Here is a 21,533-nt window from a genome sequence, read left to right on the forward strand (position 1 = left end):
AAGGAGTAATCACATGTTTACATTAGTACGGGAGATTTATACACACCGTTTATTACTTGAACAAACGGTATCTTTTTCAAGTGCTTTCCTGATTGCCGAGTCCTTTTATAAATTTGGCAGTTTCGGGCTTGAACTGTTTGCTTTTCTGGCAACTTGGTTTGCAATAGATGCCGTGATTCAATTCATCCGTTATCTCGTGAAACCTGATAAACACTCTAGCACTTGAGTTGATTCCAGACTGGGCAAGATTGAATAAGGAAGGTGAATGATGGCAACTTACACGTTCATAAAAGCAGGCATAGTGGGATCAGAAGTATACGACTCCCTTGAAGAAGCGGTAGGTGGGGTTTAAAACAGTTACTATAAAACCCACTCAAACCTATCCAATATTGCTCATTTTAAATAGACTTCAAAATAATCCGTTACCGTTTATCCGTGAATAGTAGCAGCAAAAACACCGTTGACTCGACAACTATCACGTTGTATTGCATTCTTTAATCCATGATCATCAGCCATAAAATCCGCCTTGACCCCAACAACCAGCAAGCCACGTACTTCGCCAAAGCAGCCGGTACGGCGCGGTTTGCCTACAATTGGGCATTGGCAGAATGGCAAACCCAATACGCGGCATGGAAGGACGACAACACCCAGCCCAAACCTAACCAGATGTCGCTACGCCGCCAGCTAAACGCGGTAAAACGCGAACAATTCCCGTGGATGCTTGAAGTCACCAAAAACGCCCCACAAATGGCGATTATCCAACTCGGTGCAGCCTTCAAAAACTTCTTTGCAGGGCGAGCCAAGTACCCCCAATTCAAAAAGAAAGGCAAAAGCCGTGACAGCTTCACCCTCACCAACGACCAATTTAGCCTTGACGCATCCCGCATCCGCATTCCCAACCTTGGGTTAGTGCGGATGCGGGAAACGTTACGCTTTTCCGGCAAAATTCTCTCTGCCACGGTTTCCCGCACCGCTGACCAGTGGTTCGCCAGCATCACCGTGGATACCGATTCAAACCACTTACTCCCCGCTGAAAACCAAGGCGTGGTAGGCGTGGATTTGGGCATATCCGCACTGGCAACGCTCTCAACGGGGGGGAAAGTGGCAGGGGCGAAACCGCATAACGCCTTGCTTTCGCGCCTGCAACGGCTATCCCGCAGTTTGTCCCGCAAGGTCAAAGGCAGTGCTAACCGCCACAAGGCAAAACAGAAGTTGGCAAAACTTCATGCGCGTATCGCCAACATCCGCCAAGACAGTTTGCACCAACTCACCACGGATTTGACCCGCCGTTTCCACACCATCGGCATTGAAGATTTGAACGTGTCGGGCATGGTGAAAAATCGCCATTTATCCCGTGCTATCAGTGATATGGGTTTTTTCGAGTTCCGGCGGCAACTGGAATACAAAGCGGCAATGCGGGGCAGTGTGGTGGTCGTGGCTGATCGTTTTTTTGCCTCCAGCAAAACCTGTTCTGCCCCCGGCTGTGGGCATAAAGTGGACAAACTGCCACTGTCGGTACGTGAATGGGCTTGCCCCGCATGTGGCGCAATTCATGACCGTGACGTAAACGCAGCCAAGAATTTGCAAGAATATGCTTCGGCTGCGCTCAGCAACCACGCCGTGAGTTACACGGTGTCTGCCTGTGGAGGGGATGGCACTGGCTTGACGCGCAAGCGACAAGTGAAACCAGCCCCCATGAAGCAGGAATTCAACACCATGACTACGTTTAGTTAGCTATCGGTAGATTTGGGTAGGTTTGAAATAACGGCTTTTGTCATGAAAGATGAATAACAAAGCTATCTAATTATTAAGCATTCCTGTGAGTAAAGCGTGAACAGCACGTTGCCCTCCCCCATGAATACCTCCCCCTCCTCCCCCCTAATCCTGCTGATCTTCGCCAACGACCGCACGGCTTATCTGGACAGCATCCGCAAGGAACGCCAGCACCTGATCAGCCTGCTGCAACCAGCGGCGGACGCCCTTGGCCTGGAGCTGAAGGACATCGACTACAGCACCGTCGAAGGCGTGATTGACCTGCTGAACCTCCAGCGCGAACGGCTGGCGGTGCTGCATTTTGCCGGGCATTCCGGCACTAATTTGCTGCGGCTGGACGAAGGCGACGCCCACGCCAGCGGGCTGGCGGCAAAGCTGGCGGAATGCCCCAACCTCAAACTAGTGTTCCTCAACGGCTGCAACAACGCCGCACTGGTCAAGGCGATTGCCGACGCAGGCATCCCCAGCGTGATCGGCACGCGCCAGCCGATTGCGGACGATGCCGCCAAGCACTTCAGCCAAGGCTTTTTCAAGGCGTTGGCAGAGCAAAAACGCAGCGTTGCCGCCGCTTTCGCGCAAGCCCAAGCCGATGTGCAAACCCTGGCAGGGCAGCATTACCGCTCGCTCGACCTCAGTCTCCCCGCCGCCATGCAGGAATGGGCATGGTTCATGGCAAGCAACACCCCGGACTGGCAGCTTGCCGATGCCGCCAACCCCTGCAACCGCCTGCCTGCCCTGCCGCGTGGCGAACTGCCCGCCAAACCGTTCAAGAACCTGTACTACTACACCGCCGCCGACGCCGAAATCTTCTTCGGGCGCTGCCGGGCAATCCTGGAAGTGTTGCAGTTGCTGGACGAAGCCAAGGAACCCGTCCTGCTGCTGCACGGTGGCACGGGGGTGGGCAAATCCTCTTTCCTACTCGCCGGGCTGATCCCGCGCCTCAAAGCCCCCAGCCGCCAGCAACCCGTCCACTACCTGCGCTACAACGAACTCAACCCGCAGCAAGACCCGCTGACACAACTGTTTGGCTCCAGCGACTCCGCCGCGATCCGCGCCCGGCTCGACACCCCCACACCTACCGGGCTGCCCGCGATCTGGATCATCGACCAGATGGAAGAAATTTTCTTCGCCCATGAACGTACCCAAGATGCCAAAACCAGTATCCCGCCCGCACTGGACACCCTGCTGACCGCCCTGCACAGCGTTTTCTACCCACCGGATGGTTCCGGCCGACCCGATGCCAAACTGATCCTTAGCCTGCGCAAGGAATGGTTTGCCGAACTCCACGACGCCTGCCGCGCACATCAGGTCAACCAGCACGACTATTTGCTCAAACCGCTCGACAAACCAGCCATCCTCGAAGTCATCGAAACCCCGGCAGCAACGCTTCACCTGCAACAGCACTACCACCTGCGCATCACCAACACAGCAGATGGGCGGCTGGCGGAACAGATTGCCGACGACCTGCTCACCGACAAGCAATCCAATATTGCGCCCACCTTGCAGATTATCCTCTCCCGCCTGTGGGAGCGGGTCGAACACCAGCAAGAACGGGTTTGGGATGAAGATCTGTACTTGGACGAACAACGCACAGGCTTGTTGCTGGAAGATTACCTTGACCAACAACTGCAAGACATCGCGGCAAAGGCAAGCTGGGGTATGGAAGCCAAAGACAGCGGCCTGCTACTGGATGTATTGCATACCCATACCACCCCGCAAGGCACTGCCAAAACCGTTACCGCAGCGGCGTATGAAACGCTCTACCCCCATATCCCTTACCGTGCTGCCTTGCTCAAGGCATTGAAAGACCGTTACCTGATTATTGAACCGCAAACCAATGAAAATCAGCCTAGCAAATCCCAGACGCGGCTTGCCCATGACACGCTCGCGCAATTGGTCAAGACCAGTTTCAATGCCTCGGAACTGCCGGGGCAAAGGATGCAGCGAATACTCACTCACCGTTACACCGATTGGCTGAATAATCATAGGCAAGCCTCATTTTTGGACGATTATGAACTGGAAATATGTGAAAAAGGCGTGGTCGGCAAATACCGGCTGACAGCGGAGGAGGAAAGTTTCATACAAGCAAGCAAAAAAAATAACAGGGTTAGAAATATTATGGAAGAAGCCATGACGGTTATCGTATTTATTGCATCCTTTTATATAAGCATTTCTTTTTTGACAGGCCACGGGGTAAAACTCCTATGAAGGCCATGAGCCGCACAAGGGAACGGCACCTTATTATATTTTCATCTGCGGTTATTATCGTAATGACAATGGTGTTGCAATTTGTTTACGAAAAATCAACGCCTGATTATCTGTTTCATAATGCCATAAGATTAATTCTCTGCATGGTATTGGCTGCGGTTGCATTTCTGCTCCCCGGCAAGGCATTTAAAGGCGGAAGTGGTATTAATTGGGCATTGAAAATAATGTTTTCCATGATGGTGTTTGTACTTGCATTACAGACCCCCAAGCAATACCCCAATCTTGATATAACATTGCACCCTCAAAAAACCATTTATATGGGGGCGATGCCAACAGGCAGTGTGTCGCTGTCTGAAATATTTGATGTGCCAGCAGGCATCATTTTTACCATGCAATACACTGGCAAGCACAATACTTTAAAGCCAGCAACCTTGAACAAGGAAAGTCTCACCATTTACTTTGAAGACAAACCAATAACCTTTGAGTGGTGGCGGCATGTGGATTTAATGGAAGGGAATATCGTAGCCAGTCCAACAGACATAGCCTTAAGGGAAATAAAACCGGGGGAGAAGTTTCGGCATGATACCCAGTTCTCTGACATGAGTGAAAATATAACTTGGGGGGCGCTAATCAAAAAACTAAAAGGGCAAAATCAAAAAACCACAGAAATCATCATTTCTTCTGTCATTGACAACAAGACAATTATGATCACTTGCAAAATTTCAAAAGAAGAATATATGAGCCGATTTGAGGAGTATCAGGATATAACCTATGTGGCATTATCCTGTTTGCCAGAATGATAATTAAACTGGTGGTTTCTTTGTGTGTTTTTGATAATGTGCAAAAAAACACAAATGTTCAACAGAATAATCCTAACATGGCAAACACATTCTGATGTAGTTTTTCGGTAAAGACTGATTAAGAGGAATATAAGCGTGGGCATGAAATCAATAGTTACGATGGGGTTGATGTTAGTCATGTTATCAGGGTGTTCGTGTATACGGCATATTATCCAACAAACCCCACCTTCACCAGAGGTTGCTCAACCTGCACCCCCGCGTGCTGGGGCAGGTACTACATCTCTCAGTTATATTGAAAGCCTACCTATTTGCGGCGGTACAAAATGTTGGGGGAATTGCAGGATGCCCCACGAGAACAATAAAGTTTATAGAACCTATCATAACGGGATAAATGGTAAGTGTTAAAGCCTGCCTCTTGCACTTTTATGTGCCATTAAAATGGATCGGTGTAAGGGGTATTGGTTTCATATGTACCATCACCGTCTGCATCCACCCCTACCCAGGTTTGGCTGTCTAGCGGATAGATCCTGATACGGCTGTTATTTGCACCCGTCATAACGATCTCACCTTGGGTAGGAATATAAAATGGGACTTTGGTTATTATGCTGACACACCCATTTGACCCATCACAGAAACCGCCCGAAATAGAAACGCTACTATTATAATCTTTCTCTACTTGCAGATTGTTGTCTAGTTGTTGGACTCCAGTGGAAGCCTTACGTGCGAGGTTGGAAATAACCTTCACTTCCCAGCCATAAATGCCAGCGTCACCAACGGCTCCATTGGTGAAATGGATATTTCCGCTGACACTATAACTCACACCATTGATTGTTTCCGATAAGTCGCTGGTAATCACAATGAAATCGGTCGGCTCCTTTATGTAATTGTCATATTCATTAATTATCAAATCAACAACACCATCAATTACCATGTCATTCTCGCTGCACTGGCTGCTTGTGATCCGTAAAATCCCTGTATTGGTTCCCTCATCCAGATTGCCTGTCGTTGTTTGAAAACCACCGCCAGAACACGCCTCAGGAAGGTTAACCTCACGTGCCTGATAACGATTGTTTACCTGCCGTTTAATCAATCGGGACAGGTATTCAGGGCGCTGCATCATGCTTGGTACATCAATAACAGCATTTTCGTCAACCCTACTACCAGTTGCTGCTATGTCTCTCAGAGAGAAGATCAAACCGGCGACAAAAGTATTTTGGTTGCTGGTATTCAATGCCGCCAACTCACGTTTACCTGTGTAGGCGCTACTACTGCCGATGCCATTATCCCCATCACCACACGCGACCAGCAGGCTTGATGCCAAAACTAACGGGATGAATTTACCGTAAATCATAAAGCCCCCCACGCCGCTATTTAAGAATACATGTCAAAAGTAAATCAATATCAGATGGCTTTCAATATGTATTTCGCGAATTTTGAAAAAAGTTGATCAAAATAAACAACATTAAACAAAGTGCAAAAAAACACAAATCTTTAGCAAAATAATCCTAACCGGGTAAATATATTATGGTGTATTTTTTTGATAAATCTCGGTTAAATCGGTGTTATTGTATTGAGTGACTGAAGGCTACCAATGAAACATCAGGGCGTTTTTTCATTTTCTCCCCCAAAGACAAGCCTATTCCGCAAGTTATCTATTTTTGTTTTAGGCCTATTCACCTTGTCGGCTTGCACTTCTTGGCCTGAAACTAGACCGGATATTGGGGACGGTCTGCTGGGCTGTAAAACTGAAAACTTTCCAGAAGCCATGTTGGTGTCTATGCTGGAAAAGGAACAACCCTCAAGCAATTTCCAGCGCATCCAGATTGAGCGTAAGGGTCAAACCTATCCGGGCATAAAAAACCTGCCCCTGCAACAGGCAGACCTGATCCGCACGGATAAGGGTATACAAACATTACTATTATTGAAAGGCTGTAATGTTGTCATGCTGGACAGTGACACAAGCATCCGTCTGGTTAACCCGACCACCATTATCGATCTGCTCATTGGGCTTTTATTTATGGATGATGACTTCAATGACACCCATAAACCCGTGCTGGTCAGTGGCGACAGCATCGTAACACCAAAAGGGACAGAATATCTGGCGAAAGCGCAGAGTCATCGTTTTACCGTTTCGGTTTACCGTGGCAGGGTTCGCTTGACATCGCGTGCCAATCCGACCACCTCATTCATTATCCCCGCCCTGAATCAGGTAGTGCGTACCAATGACTTGGAATATGGTCAGCTAGGGTCTGCTGACAGCAAAGAACTTGAACGGGCAAGGGATTTGACTGACCGTTTGCTGCAACAGGCCATTTTGACAAATGCGGGCAGCCATATAACTCTTGATACCGTTGTTAAAGCTGTAGCCATCTCCATTGCCATTACTGCCGTTATGAAAGAGTCAGATAACCCGGATACGGCACCGGGGGGATCAATGGCAGCAGGAATTGCACCGGGAGTGGCGGGTCTGTTTTGACAACATTGCTGTTAGGGCATGGTCGGGTTTGCAAACCTCGCCAGCATCCCCGCCCAAGCCAGCAGATGTCCACCCAACCAGCCACCGTTGGCGTTCACCAGCCACCACAGGCCATACAGCAAGCCCGCCGGAGCCAGCACAAAACCCACCACCGGCGTAAAGGTCAGGTAGAGCCAGGCCATGAACGTCTTGTAGTGGTTGCGCTCCAGCCCATTTGCCAGCCACAAACGTGCCTTGCGTGGCAGCCACAGGGCTATCGCCCCGCCTGCCAGTGCAAAGTGAATCAAGGTCGGCAGCAAGGTGAACAGCAGCATAAAATAAATCCACCAGTAGTTGCTATCCCTTGTGTCATCCCTCATCCCCGCCAGAATGCCGTTGATGTTCACCAGCGTATCGCCTGCTATCGCATTCCCCAACGCGGTCACCCCCACCAACACCGCTGCATTCAGGAACAGGAACACCAGTGCCAGCAGTAAATCCACCATGGCCCAGCCCAACGCCACCCTGCCAGAATGCTGCCCTGCGCGCACCGCCTGCAACAAACCGCGCGTCACCCCCAGTGCCACCCAGTCCAGCGGTGCACACACCAAGGGCAACAACACCCAGAACAACAAAAAAACAATATCGCCGGATTCTTTAGTCAATGACAGCAGGTAATACCCCACCACAAAAAAGACCACGCTATACAACAACCAGAACCAGCCAGCCTTGTCCTGCCGTTCAGACCAGCGTTGCAACGCGCCCAGCACTACAATAATGATGCCAGCACCAACCAGTGCAGCCGCTACCGCCGCCGTAGCAGCCATAAGCTCGCTGTTGCTGGTAGTGGCGACATTGGGTTGAAAACCTGCGAGGGGAAGGGCAAAACTAAACGCAAGGGCAAAAGCGACAACGCCGCCCCCAACCATGGCGAAACTGATGCCGACAGCGATAGCGCCCCCAACGGCAACCACAAAAGCACTCGCTGTGTTCGCAAGAATCGCGCAAAAAGTGGCGGCGAAAGCGCTAACGACAGCAAAAGCGGCAGCTACGGTAAAAACGACCCCATAAAATGCCTCATGCGTGCGTTGGTAGGAACGGTATATGGGCAAACCCACCAGCCAGCCACCCCCGTAGGCGGGGATCAAGGCTAACAGGAACATGCCCCACCCCGAAATAAAAACACTGAGAAAATCATGATCATGATGTTTGCCAAAGGCCGCCGCTACCATCGCCAACACCAGAAACGGGACATTCAGCACCAGCCACTGCCGCCACCCTGCCCACCTGTGTACCAACCACAAACTGCCCGCCACTGCCAGTACCAGACCAGCGATCACCAGCCAGCGCTGCCAAAGCTCCAGATCCAAACGTCCTGCCCCCAGCTTCAGCCAGTCCACCCTCCCAACCTGCCCGTCACTACCCGCCGCCCACGCCAGCAGAAACGCCGTCACCGGATACAAGTGGGCAAGCCACAAGTAGTTGCCATAGGATTCCGCCGTGAACGGGTTGAAACCGAAGGTCTTGCGGATAAAACCCTTGGGATGCTCCGAGGTGACATAAACCTGATCGAACTTATGAGCGTCGTCAATCAGTCCGCTGATTTTATCCAGCAACCAGCCCAGAGTTTGCAGGTAAAGCTGGCTGAAATTGTCTTCCCGCAACCAGTCGATAGCCTGCTGGAATGAGTCAGGGTGGGTTTTACGGTCATTGAGGGTTTTATAATTGATCCAGCCCCACACCAGCACCATGAGGGCAAACGGCGGCAATAGCCAAAGCAGAGCAGAAAATCCAGCGGCTGTATGCATAAAAAATTAGCTATAAAAATCAGCAATGATTAAAAGTAAATACAAAATGCCTAAGTTGCCGCAAAGCGGAAACCGAAAATACTGGCGGCATTGCCCGCCAAACTATGTCCCCGCGCTGCCGAACGCGCATATTTGTACCCGCTATCCCAAGAGCCACCGCGCAACACGCGCAAATCGGTAGTGAAATCTCCCAACGGGTCAATGACTGCTCCTGCCGGGTATTTACCGTAATCATCCTGACACCATTCCCACACATTGCCGTGCATCCCGTACAACCCCCACGGGTTGGCTGGCAGTGCTTTCACCGCGACGGCCTGCTTGCCTCTCACATGCGTCTGTTCCGCCGTTACGGTGTCGCCAAAGGCAAATGCGGTCGTCGTTCCCGCCCGGCAGGCGTATTCCCATTCCGCCTCTGTTGGCAGCCGTGCCTTCAGCCCACCCACCAAGGCGTTCAGCTTGTCCAGAAAGTCCTGTACCTTATTCCAATCCACATGCCCGACCGGATGTTCCATGGCATTGAAACCGGAAGGGTTTTTACCCATCACTGCTTGCCATAATGCCTGGGTACATGCCGTATCCGCCAGCCAGAAACCCTGTGTCAGCGTCACCTCATGCTGAAGCTCGTTGTCACTACGCCCCGCTTCACCCGGTGGTGAACCCATCAGGAAAGTCCCCGGCTCAATCCAGCGCAAGCGTTGGGTAACGCCGTTTACCGTCAAATCAGCATAACGCCCATACGCATCCACCATCGCGCCATCCGGCTGCCAGCTTGAACCTGACCTATCCGGTTGTTCCCTGAGTGCATCTATTTCCCGCTCAATGTCAGCCAACTTTTTCCGATCCTGTTCTAGGACGGGTTCTAGCCTGATCCGCTCTTCAGCACGGGTCTCAAGGTCATATTTGGCCTGAACGGCTTGTAGGCGTTCGAATATTCTCTTCCAGCGGGCTTGCAGATTTTCGAGTTTGGTGTAGGTTATGGCGTCCATGGTTAACTGACAGCCTGACGGTTTACACTTAATTTAGCCCACTAGTCAGGCTTCCATGCCAATCCAATTTATATGCCATTTAAATCCATTGGCTTCTGCCGGAGTGATAGGACGTCCATCTGACCACCGAACGTATACCCGGAAACCCGTTGCAGTTGGTACGTAGACAGATGTAGCCCCGGTGGTCGCCCAGTGACTGCTATCACCGCCTAGCGATGTGATGTATACAGGGGTGGTGGAAAAATGACCGGAACTGGTATTAACATCAACAACGATACCACCAGGGGCAGTGGTATAAACTCGCCAATCTGTAGCTCCAGGTGTGGTTCTTCCTGAAGCAATTCTATGAGTAGCCATAAAGATTCTCCTTTCAGGTTGTCAAAATTCCTTAAAACTTATCTTTCGATAAGGTTTAAGGGTAAGCTTTAATGGGTGTGGTGACTGGTACTATTTTGCACGTTATTGGTAGTTTTCTGACTTTCAATAAACTGGAACCCCGTCGGGGTCTGCCCCACCAGCCGCTTAAACGTCCGCGAAAAATGCGACCCATCATTAAACCCTACCGTAAACGCCACATCCGTCACATTCACCCCCGGCGTGCGCAGCAACTCACATGCCTTGCCAATCCGGTAATCCAGTAGATAATCCCGGAATGTTTTCCCCTGTTCCTTCCTGAAAATCCGGCTGAAAGCACTGACGCCCATGTTGCAAACCTCTGCCAGTGTCTCTTCCCGCACCGCTTCGTGATAATGCGATTTCACATAACTCACTGCCGCCGCCGTTTTGTGGCAAGCAATCGAGCGAAACCGCAATTCATTCGGGATCGGGTTCCCCCCTTGTGTATTAGAGGCGGTCATGGCCTCTTCCACACTCCCCACCAGTTCATGCTGGGAGATGGGAACCACCAGATAATTTGACACATGGTTGCGCAATGCCCAGATTGCCAGCGCCTCCGAATGGTATTCGGTCAGCATCAGCACCGGGATAGCCGCAAACCGCCGCCGAATGCTGCTCAGGCTGGATAGGGAAGGAATGTCTGGGCGGTCAAATTCAAACACCAGCAACCCCGGCGACTCACGCGCCGTCACATTGCTAACATAATCAGGGGTTTCCACCTTCTCAACCCGCCAGCCATTGGGGATTAGGCGACGATTACTCGGTGCATTGCGGTTAAAACGTAAATCAGCCCACACGATGCTTTCTGGACACATGAGATCAGCCCTCGACTTGCCACTCTTAAGGCTGCCCTCAACAGCCTCTCTTGCTCAATTGTTATTCTTCTTGTATGTATTATGCTCAGGCTGACTTACAAATCCCTTACAAAAATCATAGTTTTTATTACGAAACCCGAATTTAATAGATTAAAATTATTCATAATTTATTTTTATAGTATTAATGGATTTTTCTGCTATAACAAAAAAAGCCCCGCCAGTTACCCAGCGGGGCTTTTTCTTCGTCCTTTAGGACTTCTTACTTTTCAGCGTCCAACGCTTTCTTACGCTCTTGCGCTTCCTTGATAACCTGCTCGGAAACCGATTTCGGGCAAGCCGCATAATGTGAGAATTCCATCGAGAACTGACCACGACCAGAGGTCATAGTACGCAAGTCACCGATGTAACCAAACATTTCGGAAAGCGGTACGTCAGCCTTGATACGTGCACCAATAGGCGCGGTATCCTGGGATTTGATCATCGCACGGCGACGGTTCAAGTCACCGATAACGTCACCTACGTGAGAGTCTGGTGCAAACACGTCAACCTTCATGATCGGCTCAAGGATTTGCGGGCCCGCTTTGGGCATGGTTTGACGGTAGCCGCCTTTCGCCGCAATTTCAAACGCGATAGCAGAGGAGTCAACCGCGTGGAAACCACCTTCGCGCAGGGTTACTTTCACATCAACCACCGGGTAGCCAGCCAATGGGCCTTTTACCATGCTTTCCTTGAAGCCTTTGTCGATTGCAGGCCAGAACTCGCGTGGTACAGAACCACCGACAACCACGGATTCAAACGCGTAACCTGCACCCACTTCGTTGGGTTCGATGGTGTAGTCGATTTTACCGTATTGACCAGAACCACCGGACTGCTTCTTGTGGGTGTAGCTGTCTTCAACGCGGTTGGTGATGGATTCGCGGTAGGCAACTTGTGGTTTACCGATGTTGACTTCAACACCGTGGGTACGCAACAAGATGTCAACCTTGATATCCAAGTGCAACTCGCCCATGCCTTTGAGGATGGTTTCGCCGGTTTCTTGGTCAGTTTCAACGCGGAAAGACGGGTCTTCTTTAACCATCTTGTTAAGGGCAACCCCCATTTTTTCTGCACCGGCTTTGTTTTTCGGTGAGATAGCCAAGGAGATAACCGGCTCTGGGAATACCATTGGTTCAAGCGTAGCAGGTGCTTTCGGATCACACAGGGTATGACCAGTCTGCACGTTTTTCAGACCAACCAATGCAATGATGTCGCCCGCTTGTGCGAAATCAATCGCGTTTGCGTCGTCAGCGTGCATTTCCACCATGCGGCCTACCCGTTCGGTTTTGCCGGTGAAGGTGTTGAGGATGGTATCACCCGTCTTCATTGTACCGGAATAGATACGGGTAAAGGTCAACGCGCCGTATTTGTCGTCCATGATTTTGAACGCCAAGGCACGTAATGGGCGGTTAGCATCCACGATAGCAAATTCGCCAGTCGGATTGCCTTCCAAGTCAGTTTCAGGCTGTGGCTTAACTTCCATTGGGTTTGGCAGGTAATCAACTACGCCGTCTAGCACCAATTGCACACCCTTGTTTTTGAAGGAAGAACCAGCAAAAGTTGGGAAAAAGTCCAAGTTGATTGTGCCTTTGCGGATGCAACGTTTGATGTCTTCCAACGCTGGCTCTTCGCCACCGAGGTACATTTCCATCATGTCGTCATCTTGTTCGACCGCCATTTCGATCAACTTTTCACGCCATTCTTCTACCAAACCTTCCATATCGGCAGGAACGTCTTGAATGGTGTAGTTCATTGGATCGCCAGAGTTATCCCACACCCATGCTTTACGGGTCAGCAGGTCAACCACACCGATGAAATTGTCTTCAATACCGATAGGCAGCGTCATCGGCATAGGGCGTGCGCCCAATACGTCTTCTACCTGTTTCACAACGCGGTAGTAGTCAGCACCAATACGGTCGAGTTTGTTGATGTAAATAATACGCGCAACTTTGGAGTCGTTCGCATAGCGCCAGTTGGTTTCTGATTGAGGTTCAACACCACCGGAACCACAGAATACGCCGATGCCGCCATCGAGAACTTTCAGTGAGCGATAAACTTCGATGGTGAAGTCAACGTGCCCTGGGGTGTCGATAACGTTGAAGCGATGACCTTTCCAGAAACACGTGGTCGCAGCCGACTGGATGGTGATTCCGCGTTCCTGCTCCTGCACCATGAAGTCTGTGGTGGCTGCGCCATCATGAACTTCACCCAGCTTATGGATTTTGCCAGTGAGTTTCAGGATACGTTCGGTCGTGGTGGTTTTGCCCGCGTCAACGTGGGCGAAAATGCCGATATTCCGGTAAAGTGTTAAGTCAGTCATTTGTCCAAATCTCAAAGAAGAAACGCAGGAACTGCGGATAAGGGGGCGATTGTAATGCATCTTGGAGCATGGAGTAAGGGGAATTTCAAGCGTGAATTGCAGAAATCCATGATTTTTCTATGACGACGGTACTGAGGATTCCCCCGCAGGCTCGCTTCTGCACGCAATCTGCAAATTATTTCCGATGTATCTCCACATTATTGGGATAATACCTGCACATTCTCCCCGTAACATACACTCCTGACACTACTCACCGAACGGGTACTGGCGATGACAACAATAATCTTTGCTTACGACCAGTTTTCCCGGCGGGGTTTTAGCAACCCTGAGACTCCTGGATCCCGACCGGCGGTACGACACCCGCCGTTTGGGGTTTTCTATTTTTTGCTACAATATCTGTATGAATAAACATATCCTCATTGCCGACGACGACCCCCACATCCGCGATGTGATTAGCTTTGCGCTGGAAAAAGCGGGGATGCAAGTCACCCAAGCTGAAGACGGGCGTCAAGCCTTGGATACCTTCCGCCAGCAGCCGGGTGATTTGTTGGTGCTCGATATTAATATGCCTGAACTGGATGGCTTGGAAGTGTGTCGCGAGATCCGCAAATTTTCGGATGTGCCAATTTTATTCCTTTCCTCCCGTGATGATGAGATTGATCGGATTCTAGGGTTAGAGATTGGTGGGGATGATTACGTTACCAAGCCTTTTAGCCCGCGCGAATTAGTGGCGCGGATTAATGTCATCCTGAAGCGTACACAACAGCACAGCAAACCCGTGACTGAACCAGAGCATGGCAGCAGCATCCGTTACGGTAAACTCAGTATTCAACCAGAGCAGCATACTGCCAGTTGGGGTGGAGCATCCTTAAGCCTAACCGCCACTGAGTTTGCTATGTTGCAACTGTTTGCCCGTCAGCCAACCCGTGTATTTAGTCGCGATAGCATCATGGGTAATGCTTACGATGGCAATGTGTATGTGAGTGATCGTACCATCGACAGCCATATCCGTCACATACGTCAGAAATTTGCCGATGTTGGGTGTGATAATGTGATTGAAACAGTACACGGAGTGGGTTATAAACTTGCCACATGCCAATAAATGCTCGTTTGCCTCTGCCACGCAAAACCTTATTCAGGTTACGGAGTATTTTGCTCTTGGTGATGTTAGCGGTGTTAGCATTGCCACTGGGTGGATTATATTTTTTCCGTATTTACGAAAATGAATTGGTACAACAAACTGAGCTGGAACTGATTTCACAATCTGCCGCATTAGCTGCTACCTTTCGGCAATTAGTGCGTGAACAGCAGCATGAAAACCATTACGGTTACATTCAATTTTCTCATTCACTGACACTGCCAGACCCGCCTTATACCGAAGAACAGCCTAGCAATGATACTTTCTATACGCCCGTAACGCCGAGTGTTGACTTGATTGCGCCTATTGCACCGCCTCGCCCCGAAGCTCGTCCCAGCACTCAAGCGGTTGACCCTCTAGCGCGTAAAATTGGCGAAAAAATGAATCAGATTTTGCGTGATACGCAGCAAGTGACACTCTCTGGTATTCGTCTTTTGGATGCCAATGGCACGGTCATTGCCGGGCGCGAAGAGGTGGGGTTGTCACTGGCGCATGTTGCAGAGGTGAAACAAGCCTTACAAGGCAAATACGCGAGCCTGATTCGCCAACGCATTTCTGACGAACCGCCGCCACCGTTGTATTCTATCAGTCGGGGTAGCCAAATTCGGGTGTTTACCGCCTTTCCGATTATTGAAAATGAGCGGTTGCAAGGGGTTCTACTGCTCTCGCGTACCCCAACTAACATTATCAAACACCTGTATGCCAACAAGGGGATTGTTTTCATTGCCACCTTCAGCTTGTTGGTATTGGCAGTTTTACTGATTTTGTTGGTGTCTTCCACTATTTCGCGCCCCATTCGTGAACTGTTGAAGCAAACAGAACGGGTACGCCAAGGCGAGCAACGCGAAGTGGAACCCATCCAAAATCCGGTTACGAAGGAAGTGGCGCAATTGTCAGAAAGTTTTGCGGGAATGTCGCACGCCTTAGCGGAACGCTCCGATTATATTCGCCGTTTTGCTACCCATGTATCACACGAGTTCAAAACTCCCCTGACCGCGATGCAAGGCGCTTTGGAGTTGCTGCATGATCACATGGATACCATGCCGCCAGAACGCCGTGAAAAATTCATCCAGAATCTGTTGGCCGATACGCAGCGTCTCAAACAATTGGTCAACCGTCTGTTGGATTTGGCACGTGCTGATGCATTGGAGACTCGTAAAGAAATCAGTACCTTGCCTGCTCTGTTCAAGGCATTGAGCAACCGTTATCGAGAGCGGGGGTTGTTGGTGCAGATCCACAATACCTTATTGAATACCCCACTGGCGATTGCCCCCGATGCCTTAGAAACCATCGTTATCAACCTGTTCGATAACAGCTTGCAGCACGGTGCGAGTCGCATGGATGTGTATACCCATGGTACAGGTGACACGTTATGTTTGCGGCTACATGACAATGGCGAAGGCATTTCCCCTGCTAATCGTGACAAAATATTTACTCCCTTTTTCACCACTAAACGCACTAAAGGGGGAACGGGTTTAGGACTAGAAATCGTGGCTTCTATCCTTAAAGCGTATGGCGGCAGTATTCGGCTGGGAGATGCTGCACAGGGGGCGGAGTTTATTATTGAGCTACCGTTAAGCTAAAGACTATAGGCTTAGTGCCCATTGTTTAACAACGTTGCAGCAATGCAATCGCTTCGGTGGAAAATTCAAATGCATAACAACTCCTTTAGGGATAATTCCGAAGAGGACGTATACAATACACCTCTACAGCGGATGATTTTTCGTAGGGGCGTGTTGCATCTTAGTAAGTGCGTCGGATTCTAGCTTTCATGCGATTCACCAGCGGAAACAGCAACAATAACGCTCCACCCGGCAACGTCAGTGCCAGCAGGAACAACAGGATTTTCGGTGAACGTTGGATCTTCATGTCGGGTTCGTCTCCGTCACGAGCCGCAAGAATGCCATCAAGGCTTCTAGAATATGACAAGTGTTTGCAGGAATGGTGCAGATGCTTAGGATTTGCTGCGCTTGATGGCTGCGGGTTATGCTGAGCTGCCTGATCCTGTTGAATCAGAAAAACTCACGAGGGCTTTCCATAATGACCACTAAACACGCTGTTTTCAGCCTACTGTTGTGCGGGTGTACCACTGCCGCCGTTGCTAACGATTCCACTGCCACACTGGGAGCAGGTGGAATTGAATTCACGAAAAATGCGTCGATTGCGATGGAACAGGAAGACTTGTTCATCAGCACCGAACAGATTCGGGTGAAGTACATTTTTCGCAATAACAGTGCGCAAGACATCACTACGCGGGTCGCGTTTCCCGTACCTGAATTCCCCGAAAACCCCGACGGTGATATTGCGATGGACACGCACTCGGATAACCCGCTGCTATTTGCGGTGCAAGTCGATGATCAGCCGAAAACTTTTGAAACCGAAGTGAAAAAAATGCTGGACAGATCAAGCTGACACACCATTGGATGCAAACCTTTCCGGCTGGCAAAACCTTGGTTGTTAGTCACCAATACCGCCCCGTGGTGGGTGGCGAAGCTGGTTTTTGGTTTGAGGGGGACGAACGTACCTCCCGCATCAAAAACTACTGTATCGAGCCTGATTTGCTGAAATGGATTGAGAAAAACCATCAACCTGATAACGGCAAAAGCCTGTCACCGCATTTTGTGGATTACATCCTCACCACGGGCGCGAATTGGCAAGGTGCAATCGGTAAATTTCGCCTCACGCTGCAAAAGCAAGCTGTCAATGACCGCGTGACTTTTTGTGGAGAGGGTTTGAAGAAAGTGGATGCGAAAACGTTCGTGATGGAAAAGACCAATTTTGCGCCGCAGAGCGATTTACGCATTTTATTTTTGCAGCAGAACTCACTGTGAGCATGAGCAGAAGCCCACAGACTCATGGTATTTTCTGCACGTGATGGTGGTTTAACCTGTTTGGCCTGCTTGTGGCGGGCTGGTTGCACGCCTGTCTAAAATTAGCAGTGGTCATTAGGTTTCGGTTTGTATCAAGGGGGTGAACACCGCACGAGTCAGACTTTGCAAGTCTTGCGGGGCAAGCTCGATTTCTAGCCCACGCCGCCCCGCACTGACGTAAATAGCAGGAAATGACAGGGCAGATGCGTCGATAAAGGTTTTCAGCAGTTTCTTTTGCCCCAGTGGGCTGACGCCGCCGAGCACGTAGCCAGTAGTACGAGCAACCCATGCTTTGTCTGCCATGTCGGCTTTTTTGGCGTGGGCAGCTTTGGCAATGTGCTTCATGCTGAGCATAGCGGCGACTGGCACGATACCGACGGCGAGTTCTTTGCCATCCAAGCTCACGACTAGCGTTTTGAAAACTTGGGTGGGTGGCAGGCCGAGTTTTTCGGCGGCTTCCAACCCGTAGGATTCGCTGGCGGGGTCGTGGGTGTATTCGTGTACCTTGAAGGCTATGTTGGCTTTTTTGGCGAGGTTGATGGCAGGGGTCATGGGTTAATGTCCTTCGCTATAATGTCCATTGGCAGAATGGTACAGGCTATAAGGTTTATTCTACAATTAGCAGGAACTCCCATCCCGCCCAGAATAATTAAGGAACACGCTATGCACCTCGCCATTCTCACCGCTATTGTGGTTGCCACCTTTACTTTCCTGATTGTCAGGTCGCTGCGTCGCTCAAAGCAGGTAGAGCTTCCCGATAACCGTAGTAACCATGAAGCCTTCGTCAATGCCGATGAATTCGACGCAATGGTGCTGGAAACCTCCCACAAAACGCCGGTCATGGTCGATTTCTATGCCGAATGGTGTGGCCCTTGCCGGAATCTAACTCCACTATTGGCTAGATTTGCCGATGATTACCAAGGCGCTTTTCTGCTGGCGAAAGTGGATGTGGATAAAAATGAGCAACTGAGCCAGCGCTTCGGTATCCGTGCCATGCCGACGGTGCTGCTGTTCCGGGATGGGGAATGCGTGGAACGTTTTACGGGGGCAAAACTGCCGCATAGCATCCAGTACATCCTGACGAAACACGGGATTCATGAACCGAAAGCCATGCAAAGCTGAGTTGCTACAGACTACACAGGCGTTATTTCCCAGGGCAGGGGGCAAATTCGCAATGTGGGCCGACCCGGCCTACCGCACTGCCATCCGGGCAGAGTTTGGCTTCCATAGTGCACATGACCTGATCATCGGCAAGCGGCTTGGCAACTTCATGGTAACAGCCTGTCAGAGCGGCAAGCGCGAACAACAGCGCGGCTGGGAACAGATATTTCATGGTGGTTTCCTCCGGTGGATGGATTAGTGTTGCTGGATCGGTTTCAGGCCACTGGCAAGTTTGACATCAGACTCACTCAGGACTCCGCAGGCATTGCCGCCCCAGCGCATACATCAATACTAGCGCAAACACGCCAGTCAACACCCACTTCAAGCGGGCGCAGCTTGCCGCCAGCATGACCACGGTTGCGGGTAAGTCTGGCAGTTGCTTCAGTAGGTACAGCAAGTACATTTCCAGCACATTTTCACCGACATCCAGCACGCCTGCTACGGGCAATGCCCAGCGGGCCAGCGCAACCAGTGCGTCTGGCCAACCGGCGAACAAACTTGATCCCGCCCACAGATAACCGGATAGGGCATACGCAGCAATGAACAGAAAGTCGAGCGGGAAATGGTCGGCGAAGGCATCTTGTTGATCTTTTTCCCATTGGTTAAGGATGCAACAGAAAGCATCGGGGGTGGATGCCAACTGCAAGCTCATGACTTCGCTGGTAGATGGCATGGGGGGCAACTTTATTACCACCAGCAGCGTGAGTGCCAGCAACAGGGTCAGCCAGCGTAGCCATGTGAGGGTTTTGGGGGCGGGATGGTTCATGTTTTTAGCAGATTTTCGACTTGTTTGCGGATGCCTTGTTGTACGTCTGCCCAAAATTTATCGGGGCTGCTCCAGTCACACAGCGGTTTGCCGTCGGTGGGCAGGGCAACGTGGTTGCCAATCTGATAGGTGTGCCAGTCGGCAGTGTCGCGGATGATGATGGGGATGACAATATTCTGGTTTTGTTCGTATTGTTTCAGGGCGATTTCCATTTCATGGCTGAAACAGTAGTCAGAATCGACAAAATCCGGGCTGATCAGCAGCACCACAATATCAGCGACTTCCAGTTGTTGCAGGATTTTGTCGTGTACTTGTTCGCCTGCCAGCAGGTTGCGGTCGTGCCACGGCTCTAACATCGGGTATTGCCGCTTGATGGCTTTCAGACGCTTGTCCAGCTCTTCGCGGTAGGGCTTTTCATCTTCATGGGCGTAGGAAATGAATAGCTTGACGGTTTTGCTTGTGGGTTTGATTTCATCTAGTAGTGTGGGCATTTGTGGGTTTTCCTCGCATTCAGGTGGTTGGGCGCGTTCTTCGCTGCCCTTCCGCAGGAACTCTTGATAGCGGTGGTGCGGGCTGATTTCACTCACCAGTTTGCGTAAGGCGTACACCAAGGGGGCAAGCTGATTGCCGCGCAAGTGGAAGCTGAGTTGCCCTTGGGTGGATTGTTTTTTGTCGCGGTACGCGCATTCGAGTAATACCTGCCCGTATTCGGTGTTGCAGAAAATGCCGGTGCGCCACGGTTCGCCCTGATAGGTTTCGCCTAAACTCAGGATGATGCGTTCGATGATGCTGCGGTGGAGGAATGGGTATTCGATGTCGAGTTGCCAATCCGTAGCGTTTTTCTGCCATGCAGAACGGGTTGGGATGTCTTCGGGTAACAGCGCGGGGATGATGAAGGTGCGTTCGGCAAATGGCGTGTCATGTTTGCGGTTGGGTTCGTAGCAGATTCCGCAATTACGCATAAAGTCGAGATAAATTTCCCGCTCTGTTTCATCCACTTCAGGCCAAACTGTCTTCGCATGTCTGCTTTTGAAACGTCCTTTTAGATCGTCTTCAATAAAGCTGCGCTGGTCTTTTGGGTCAAAGACTCGGTACGCCGCTTCAATTACCCAGTTTTGATCGAGGATGATCTGATCCTGAAATGCGCCTCTCTGATAAAACAGTACGCCAGTTTTGTGTAGATAGCCTGCGAACCATTCGGCATGACCGACGCCTGCCTTGATACAAAGTTGTTTGAAGTGGGCAAAGGGGATGGTTTTCTGATCGAGTTGCTTTAGCTCACGTTGTACTTGTAGCCATGAGATTGGTAGCTCCACGCAAGCTTGTAGTTTGGGATCTTGCAGAACTTCCTTAATTGCACCCTCCAACATATACATGCCTTGATATTTCAGAGCAGAAATTTTGACAAATTCGCGTATTTGTCCGTAACCGGGAACATCAGAGGCAAGGTCAAGAGGTTCGAGTGGTAGTTTGTTAAATTGGTCAATCTGGTTTTTGACGACAATAACTTGGCTATTTGGAGCTAAATCGTGGATCAACTCTAGCCAATAGCTGACGGGATGGCGGGTTTCATCTGAGTGTTCTTCGGTTTCTTCTGCCCACAGCAACAGGTAGAGGCAATCGTCAGATAGGAACAAGCGGTGGGTGGCGTGATATATCTCCTGCCCGCCGAAATCCCAAAGCTGCAAGGTAATGGGTTCATCTTCACCATCCAGTGCTTGCTGGATTTCCTTGATGACAATGCCGTGGGTGGATTTGAACGGTTCGCTGGGAGCGCGTTTGTATTCCAGTGCGTCAGCCAGCGTGGTTTTGCCGACCCGACCGTTGCCGACTAGCTGGACTTTGAGTTGCTGTTGTTTCTCAGCGCCGTTGGTGAGGTCTTGCCAATAGTTTCTGAGGTTGTCCGCACAGTCATCAGATTTATGATCACCCAAGAGCACTGTTGGTATCCCAACAACTGGATTATCATATAAAGTCAACTCCTCAAGCTGATACTCCATA

At 50.5% G+C, this 21,533-nt stretch carries 20 protein-coding genes; 10 read left to right on the plus strand and 10 right to left on the minus strand.

Going from position 1 to position 21,533, the window contains the following annotated elements; genetic code table 11:
* The first annotated feature begins 13 nt into the window (after nucleotides 1-13).
* The 4 genes from BLV87_RS07155 to BLV87_RS07170 all read left to right on the plus strand — a co-directional run bounded on the left by BLV87_RS07155 (nucleotide 14) and on the right by BLV87_RS07170 (nucleotide 4,781).
* Nucleotides 14-226 carry a hypothetical protein gene (locus BLV87_RS07155; RefSeq protein WP_093066886.1) on the plus strand — a complete coding sequence of 71 codons (213 nt, stop codon included), beginning with the start codon at nucleotides 14-16 and terminating at the stop codon, nucleotides 224-226.
* A gap of 275 nt (nucleotides 227-501) precedes the next feature.
* The gene (locus tag BLV87_RS07160) at nucleotides 502-1,734 is read left to right on the plus strand and encodes an RNA-guided endonuclease InsQ/TnpB family protein (RefSeq protein ID WP_093066888.1); all 1,233 of its coding nucleotides are present in this window, start codon (nucleotides 502-504) and stop codon (nucleotides 1,732-1,734) included.
* A 96-nt stretch (nucleotides 1,735-1,830) separates the two neighbouring features.
* Nucleotides 1,831-3,981, plus strand: a complete 2,151-nt coding sequence (locus BLV87_RS07165; RefSeq protein WP_139282134.1) for an nSTAND1 domain-containing NTPase — start codon at nucleotides 1,831-1,833, stop codon at nucleotides 3,979-3,981.
* Nucleotides 3,978-4,781 (plus strand): hypothetical protein, encoded by an 804-nt coding sequence (locus BLV87_RS07170; protein WP_093066892.1) that lies wholly within the window; start codon nucleotides 3,978-3,980, stop codon nucleotides 4,779-4,781. Before BLV87_RS07165 ends, BLV87_RS07170 begins: the two co-directional genes overlap by 4 nt.
* Nucleotides 4,782-5,214: 433 nt before the next feature.
* Here BLV87_RS07170 and BLV87_RS07175 read toward each other — a convergent pair whose 3' ends face one another.
* Complete coding sequence (locus BLV87_RS07175) at nucleotides 5,215-6,132, minus strand: hypothetical protein (protein ID WP_093066894.1); 918 nt, start codon at nucleotides 6,130-6,132, stop codon at nucleotides 5,215-5,217.
* A gap of 240 nt (nucleotides 6,133-6,372) precedes the next feature.
* Here BLV87_RS07175 and BLV87_RS07180 point away from each other — a divergent pair, with 240 nt between their 5' ends.
* Complete coding sequence (locus BLV87_RS07180) at nucleotides 6,373-7,257, plus strand: FecR family protein (RefSeq protein ID WP_093066896.1); 885 nt, start codon at nucleotides 6,373-6,375, stop codon at nucleotides 7,255-7,257.
* An 11-nt stretch (nucleotides 7,258-7,268) separates the two neighbouring features.
* Here BLV87_RS07180 and BLV87_RS07185 read toward each other — a convergent pair whose 3' ends face one another.
* The 4 genes from BLV87_RS07185 to fusA all read right to left on the minus strand — a co-directional run bounded on the left by BLV87_RS07185 (nucleotide 7,269) and on the right by fusA (nucleotide 13,597).
* On the minus strand, nucleotides 7,269-9,044 hold the full coding sequence (locus tag BLV87_RS07185) for a hypothetical protein (RefSeq protein WP_093066898.1): 1,776 nt from the start codon (nucleotides 9,042-9,044) through the stop codon (nucleotides 7,269-7,271).
* 50 nt (nucleotides 9,045-9,094) lie between these two features.
* The gene (locus tag BLV87_RS07190; RefSeq protein WP_217629953.1) at nucleotides 9,095-10,030 is read right to left on the minus strand and encodes an SUMF1/EgtB/PvdO family nonheme iron enzyme; all 936 of its coding nucleotides are present in this window, start codon (nucleotides 10,028-10,030) and stop codon (nucleotides 9,095-9,097) included.
* Nucleotides 10,031-10,455: 425 nt separating this feature from the next.
* Nucleotides 10,456-11,241 (minus strand): helix-turn-helix domain-containing protein, encoded by a 786-nt coding sequence (locus BLV87_RS07195; protein ID WP_093066900.1) that lies wholly within the window; start codon nucleotides 11,239-11,241, stop codon nucleotides 10,456-10,458.
* A 259-nt stretch (nucleotides 11,242-11,500) separates the two neighbouring features.
* The gene (gene fusA, locus BLV87_RS07200; RefSeq protein WP_093066902.1) at nucleotides 11,501-13,597 is read right to left on the minus strand and encodes an elongation factor G; all 2,097 of its coding nucleotides are present in this window, start codon (nucleotides 13,595-13,597) and stop codon (nucleotides 11,501-11,503) included.
* A 400-nt stretch (nucleotides 13,598-13,997) separates the two neighbouring features.
* On the opposite strand from fusA, the gene BLV87_RS07205 reads away from it, so the two are divergent.
* Both BLV87_RS07205 and BLV87_RS07210 read left to right on the plus strand, forming a co-directional pair.
* Nucleotides 13,998-14,699, plus strand: coding sequence for a response regulator transcription factor (locus tag BLV87_RS07205; RefSeq protein WP_093066904.1), 702 nt, complete (start codon nucleotides 13,998-14,000; stop codon nucleotides 14,697-14,699).
* Complete coding sequence (locus BLV87_RS07210) at nucleotides 14,690-16,318, plus strand: sensor histidine kinase (RefSeq protein ID WP_093066906.1); 1,629 nt, start codon at nucleotides 14,690-14,692, stop codon at nucleotides 16,316-16,318. The genes BLV87_RS07205 and BLV87_RS07210 overlap by 10 nt, the downstream gene beginning before the upstream one ends.
* A gap of 160 nt (nucleotides 16,319-16,478) precedes the next feature.
* On the opposite strand, the gene BLV87_RS19945 is transcribed toward BLV87_RS07210, so the two are convergent.
* Nucleotides 16,479-16,604, minus strand: coding sequence for a hypothetical protein (locus BLV87_RS19945; protein ID WP_281241308.1), 126 nt, complete (start codon nucleotides 16,602-16,604; stop codon nucleotides 16,479-16,481).
* Between the two features lie 171 nt (nucleotides 16,605-16,775).
* On the opposite strand from BLV87_RS19945, the gene BLV87_RS07215 reads away from it, so the two are divergent.
* Together BLV87_RS07215 and BLV87_RS07220 are read left to right on the plus strand one after the other, a co-directional pair.
* Nucleotides 16,776-17,147 (plus strand): DUF4424 family protein, encoded by a 372-nt coding sequence (locus tag BLV87_RS07215; RefSeq protein ID WP_175517870.1) that lies wholly within the window; start codon nucleotides 16,776-16,778, stop codon nucleotides 17,145-17,147.
* Nucleotides 17,148-17,158: 11 nt separating this feature from the next.
* A complete protein-coding gene (locus BLV87_RS07220) occupies nucleotides 17,159-17,566 on the plus strand; it encodes a DUF4424 family protein (protein ID WP_093066910.1) in 408 nt (135 codons plus the stop codon).
* A 114-nt stretch (nucleotides 17,567-17,680) separates the two neighbouring features.
* On the opposite strand, the gene ybaK is transcribed toward BLV87_RS07220, so the two are convergent.
* The gene (gene ybaK, locus BLV87_RS07225) at nucleotides 17,681-18,157 is read right to left on the minus strand and encodes a Cys-tRNA(Pro) deacylase (RefSeq protein ID WP_093066912.1); all 477 of its coding nucleotides are present in this window, start codon (nucleotides 18,155-18,157) and stop codon (nucleotides 17,681-17,683) included.
* 111 nt (nucleotides 18,158-18,268) lie between these two features.
* On the opposite strand from ybaK, the gene trxA reads away from it, so the two are divergent.
* Nucleotides 18,269-18,727, plus strand: a complete 459-nt coding sequence (trxA, locus tag BLV87_RS07230) for a thioredoxin (protein ID WP_175517871.1) — start codon at nucleotides 18,269-18,271, stop codon at nucleotides 18,725-18,727.
* A 22-nt stretch (nucleotides 18,728-18,749) separates the two neighbouring features.
* Here the strand turns inward: trxA and BLV87_RS07235 are convergent, their stop codons facing one another.
* From BLV87_RS07235 to BLV87_RS07245, 3 genes are all read right to left on the minus strand, one after another.
* Nucleotides 18,750-18,938 carry a hypothetical protein gene (locus BLV87_RS07235; RefSeq protein WP_093066916.1) on the minus strand — a complete coding sequence of 63 codons (189 nt, stop codon included), beginning with the start codon at nucleotides 18,936-18,938 and terminating at the stop codon, nucleotides 18,750-18,752.
* A gap of 72 nt (nucleotides 18,939-19,010) precedes the next feature.
* Nucleotides 19,011-19,532: a hypothetical protein gene (locus BLV87_RS07240; protein ID WP_093066918.1), complete on the minus strand. Its 522-nt coding sequence runs from the start codon at nucleotides 19,530-19,532 to the stop codon at nucleotides 19,011-19,013.
* Nucleotides 19,529-21,466: a COR domain-containing protein gene (locus BLV87_RS07245; protein WP_245706954.1), complete on the minus strand. Its 1,938-nt coding sequence runs from the start codon at nucleotides 21,464-21,466 to the stop codon at nucleotides 19,529-19,531. The genes BLV87_RS07240 and BLV87_RS07245 overlap by 4 nt, the downstream gene beginning before the upstream one ends.
* Nucleotides 21,467-21,533: the final 67 nt, after the last annotated feature.

The organism is Thiothrix caldifontis, from assembly GCF_900107695.1.
GTDB lineage: Bacteria > Pseudomonadota > Gammaproteobacteria > Thiotrichales > Thiotrichaceae > Thiothrix > Thiothrix caldifontis.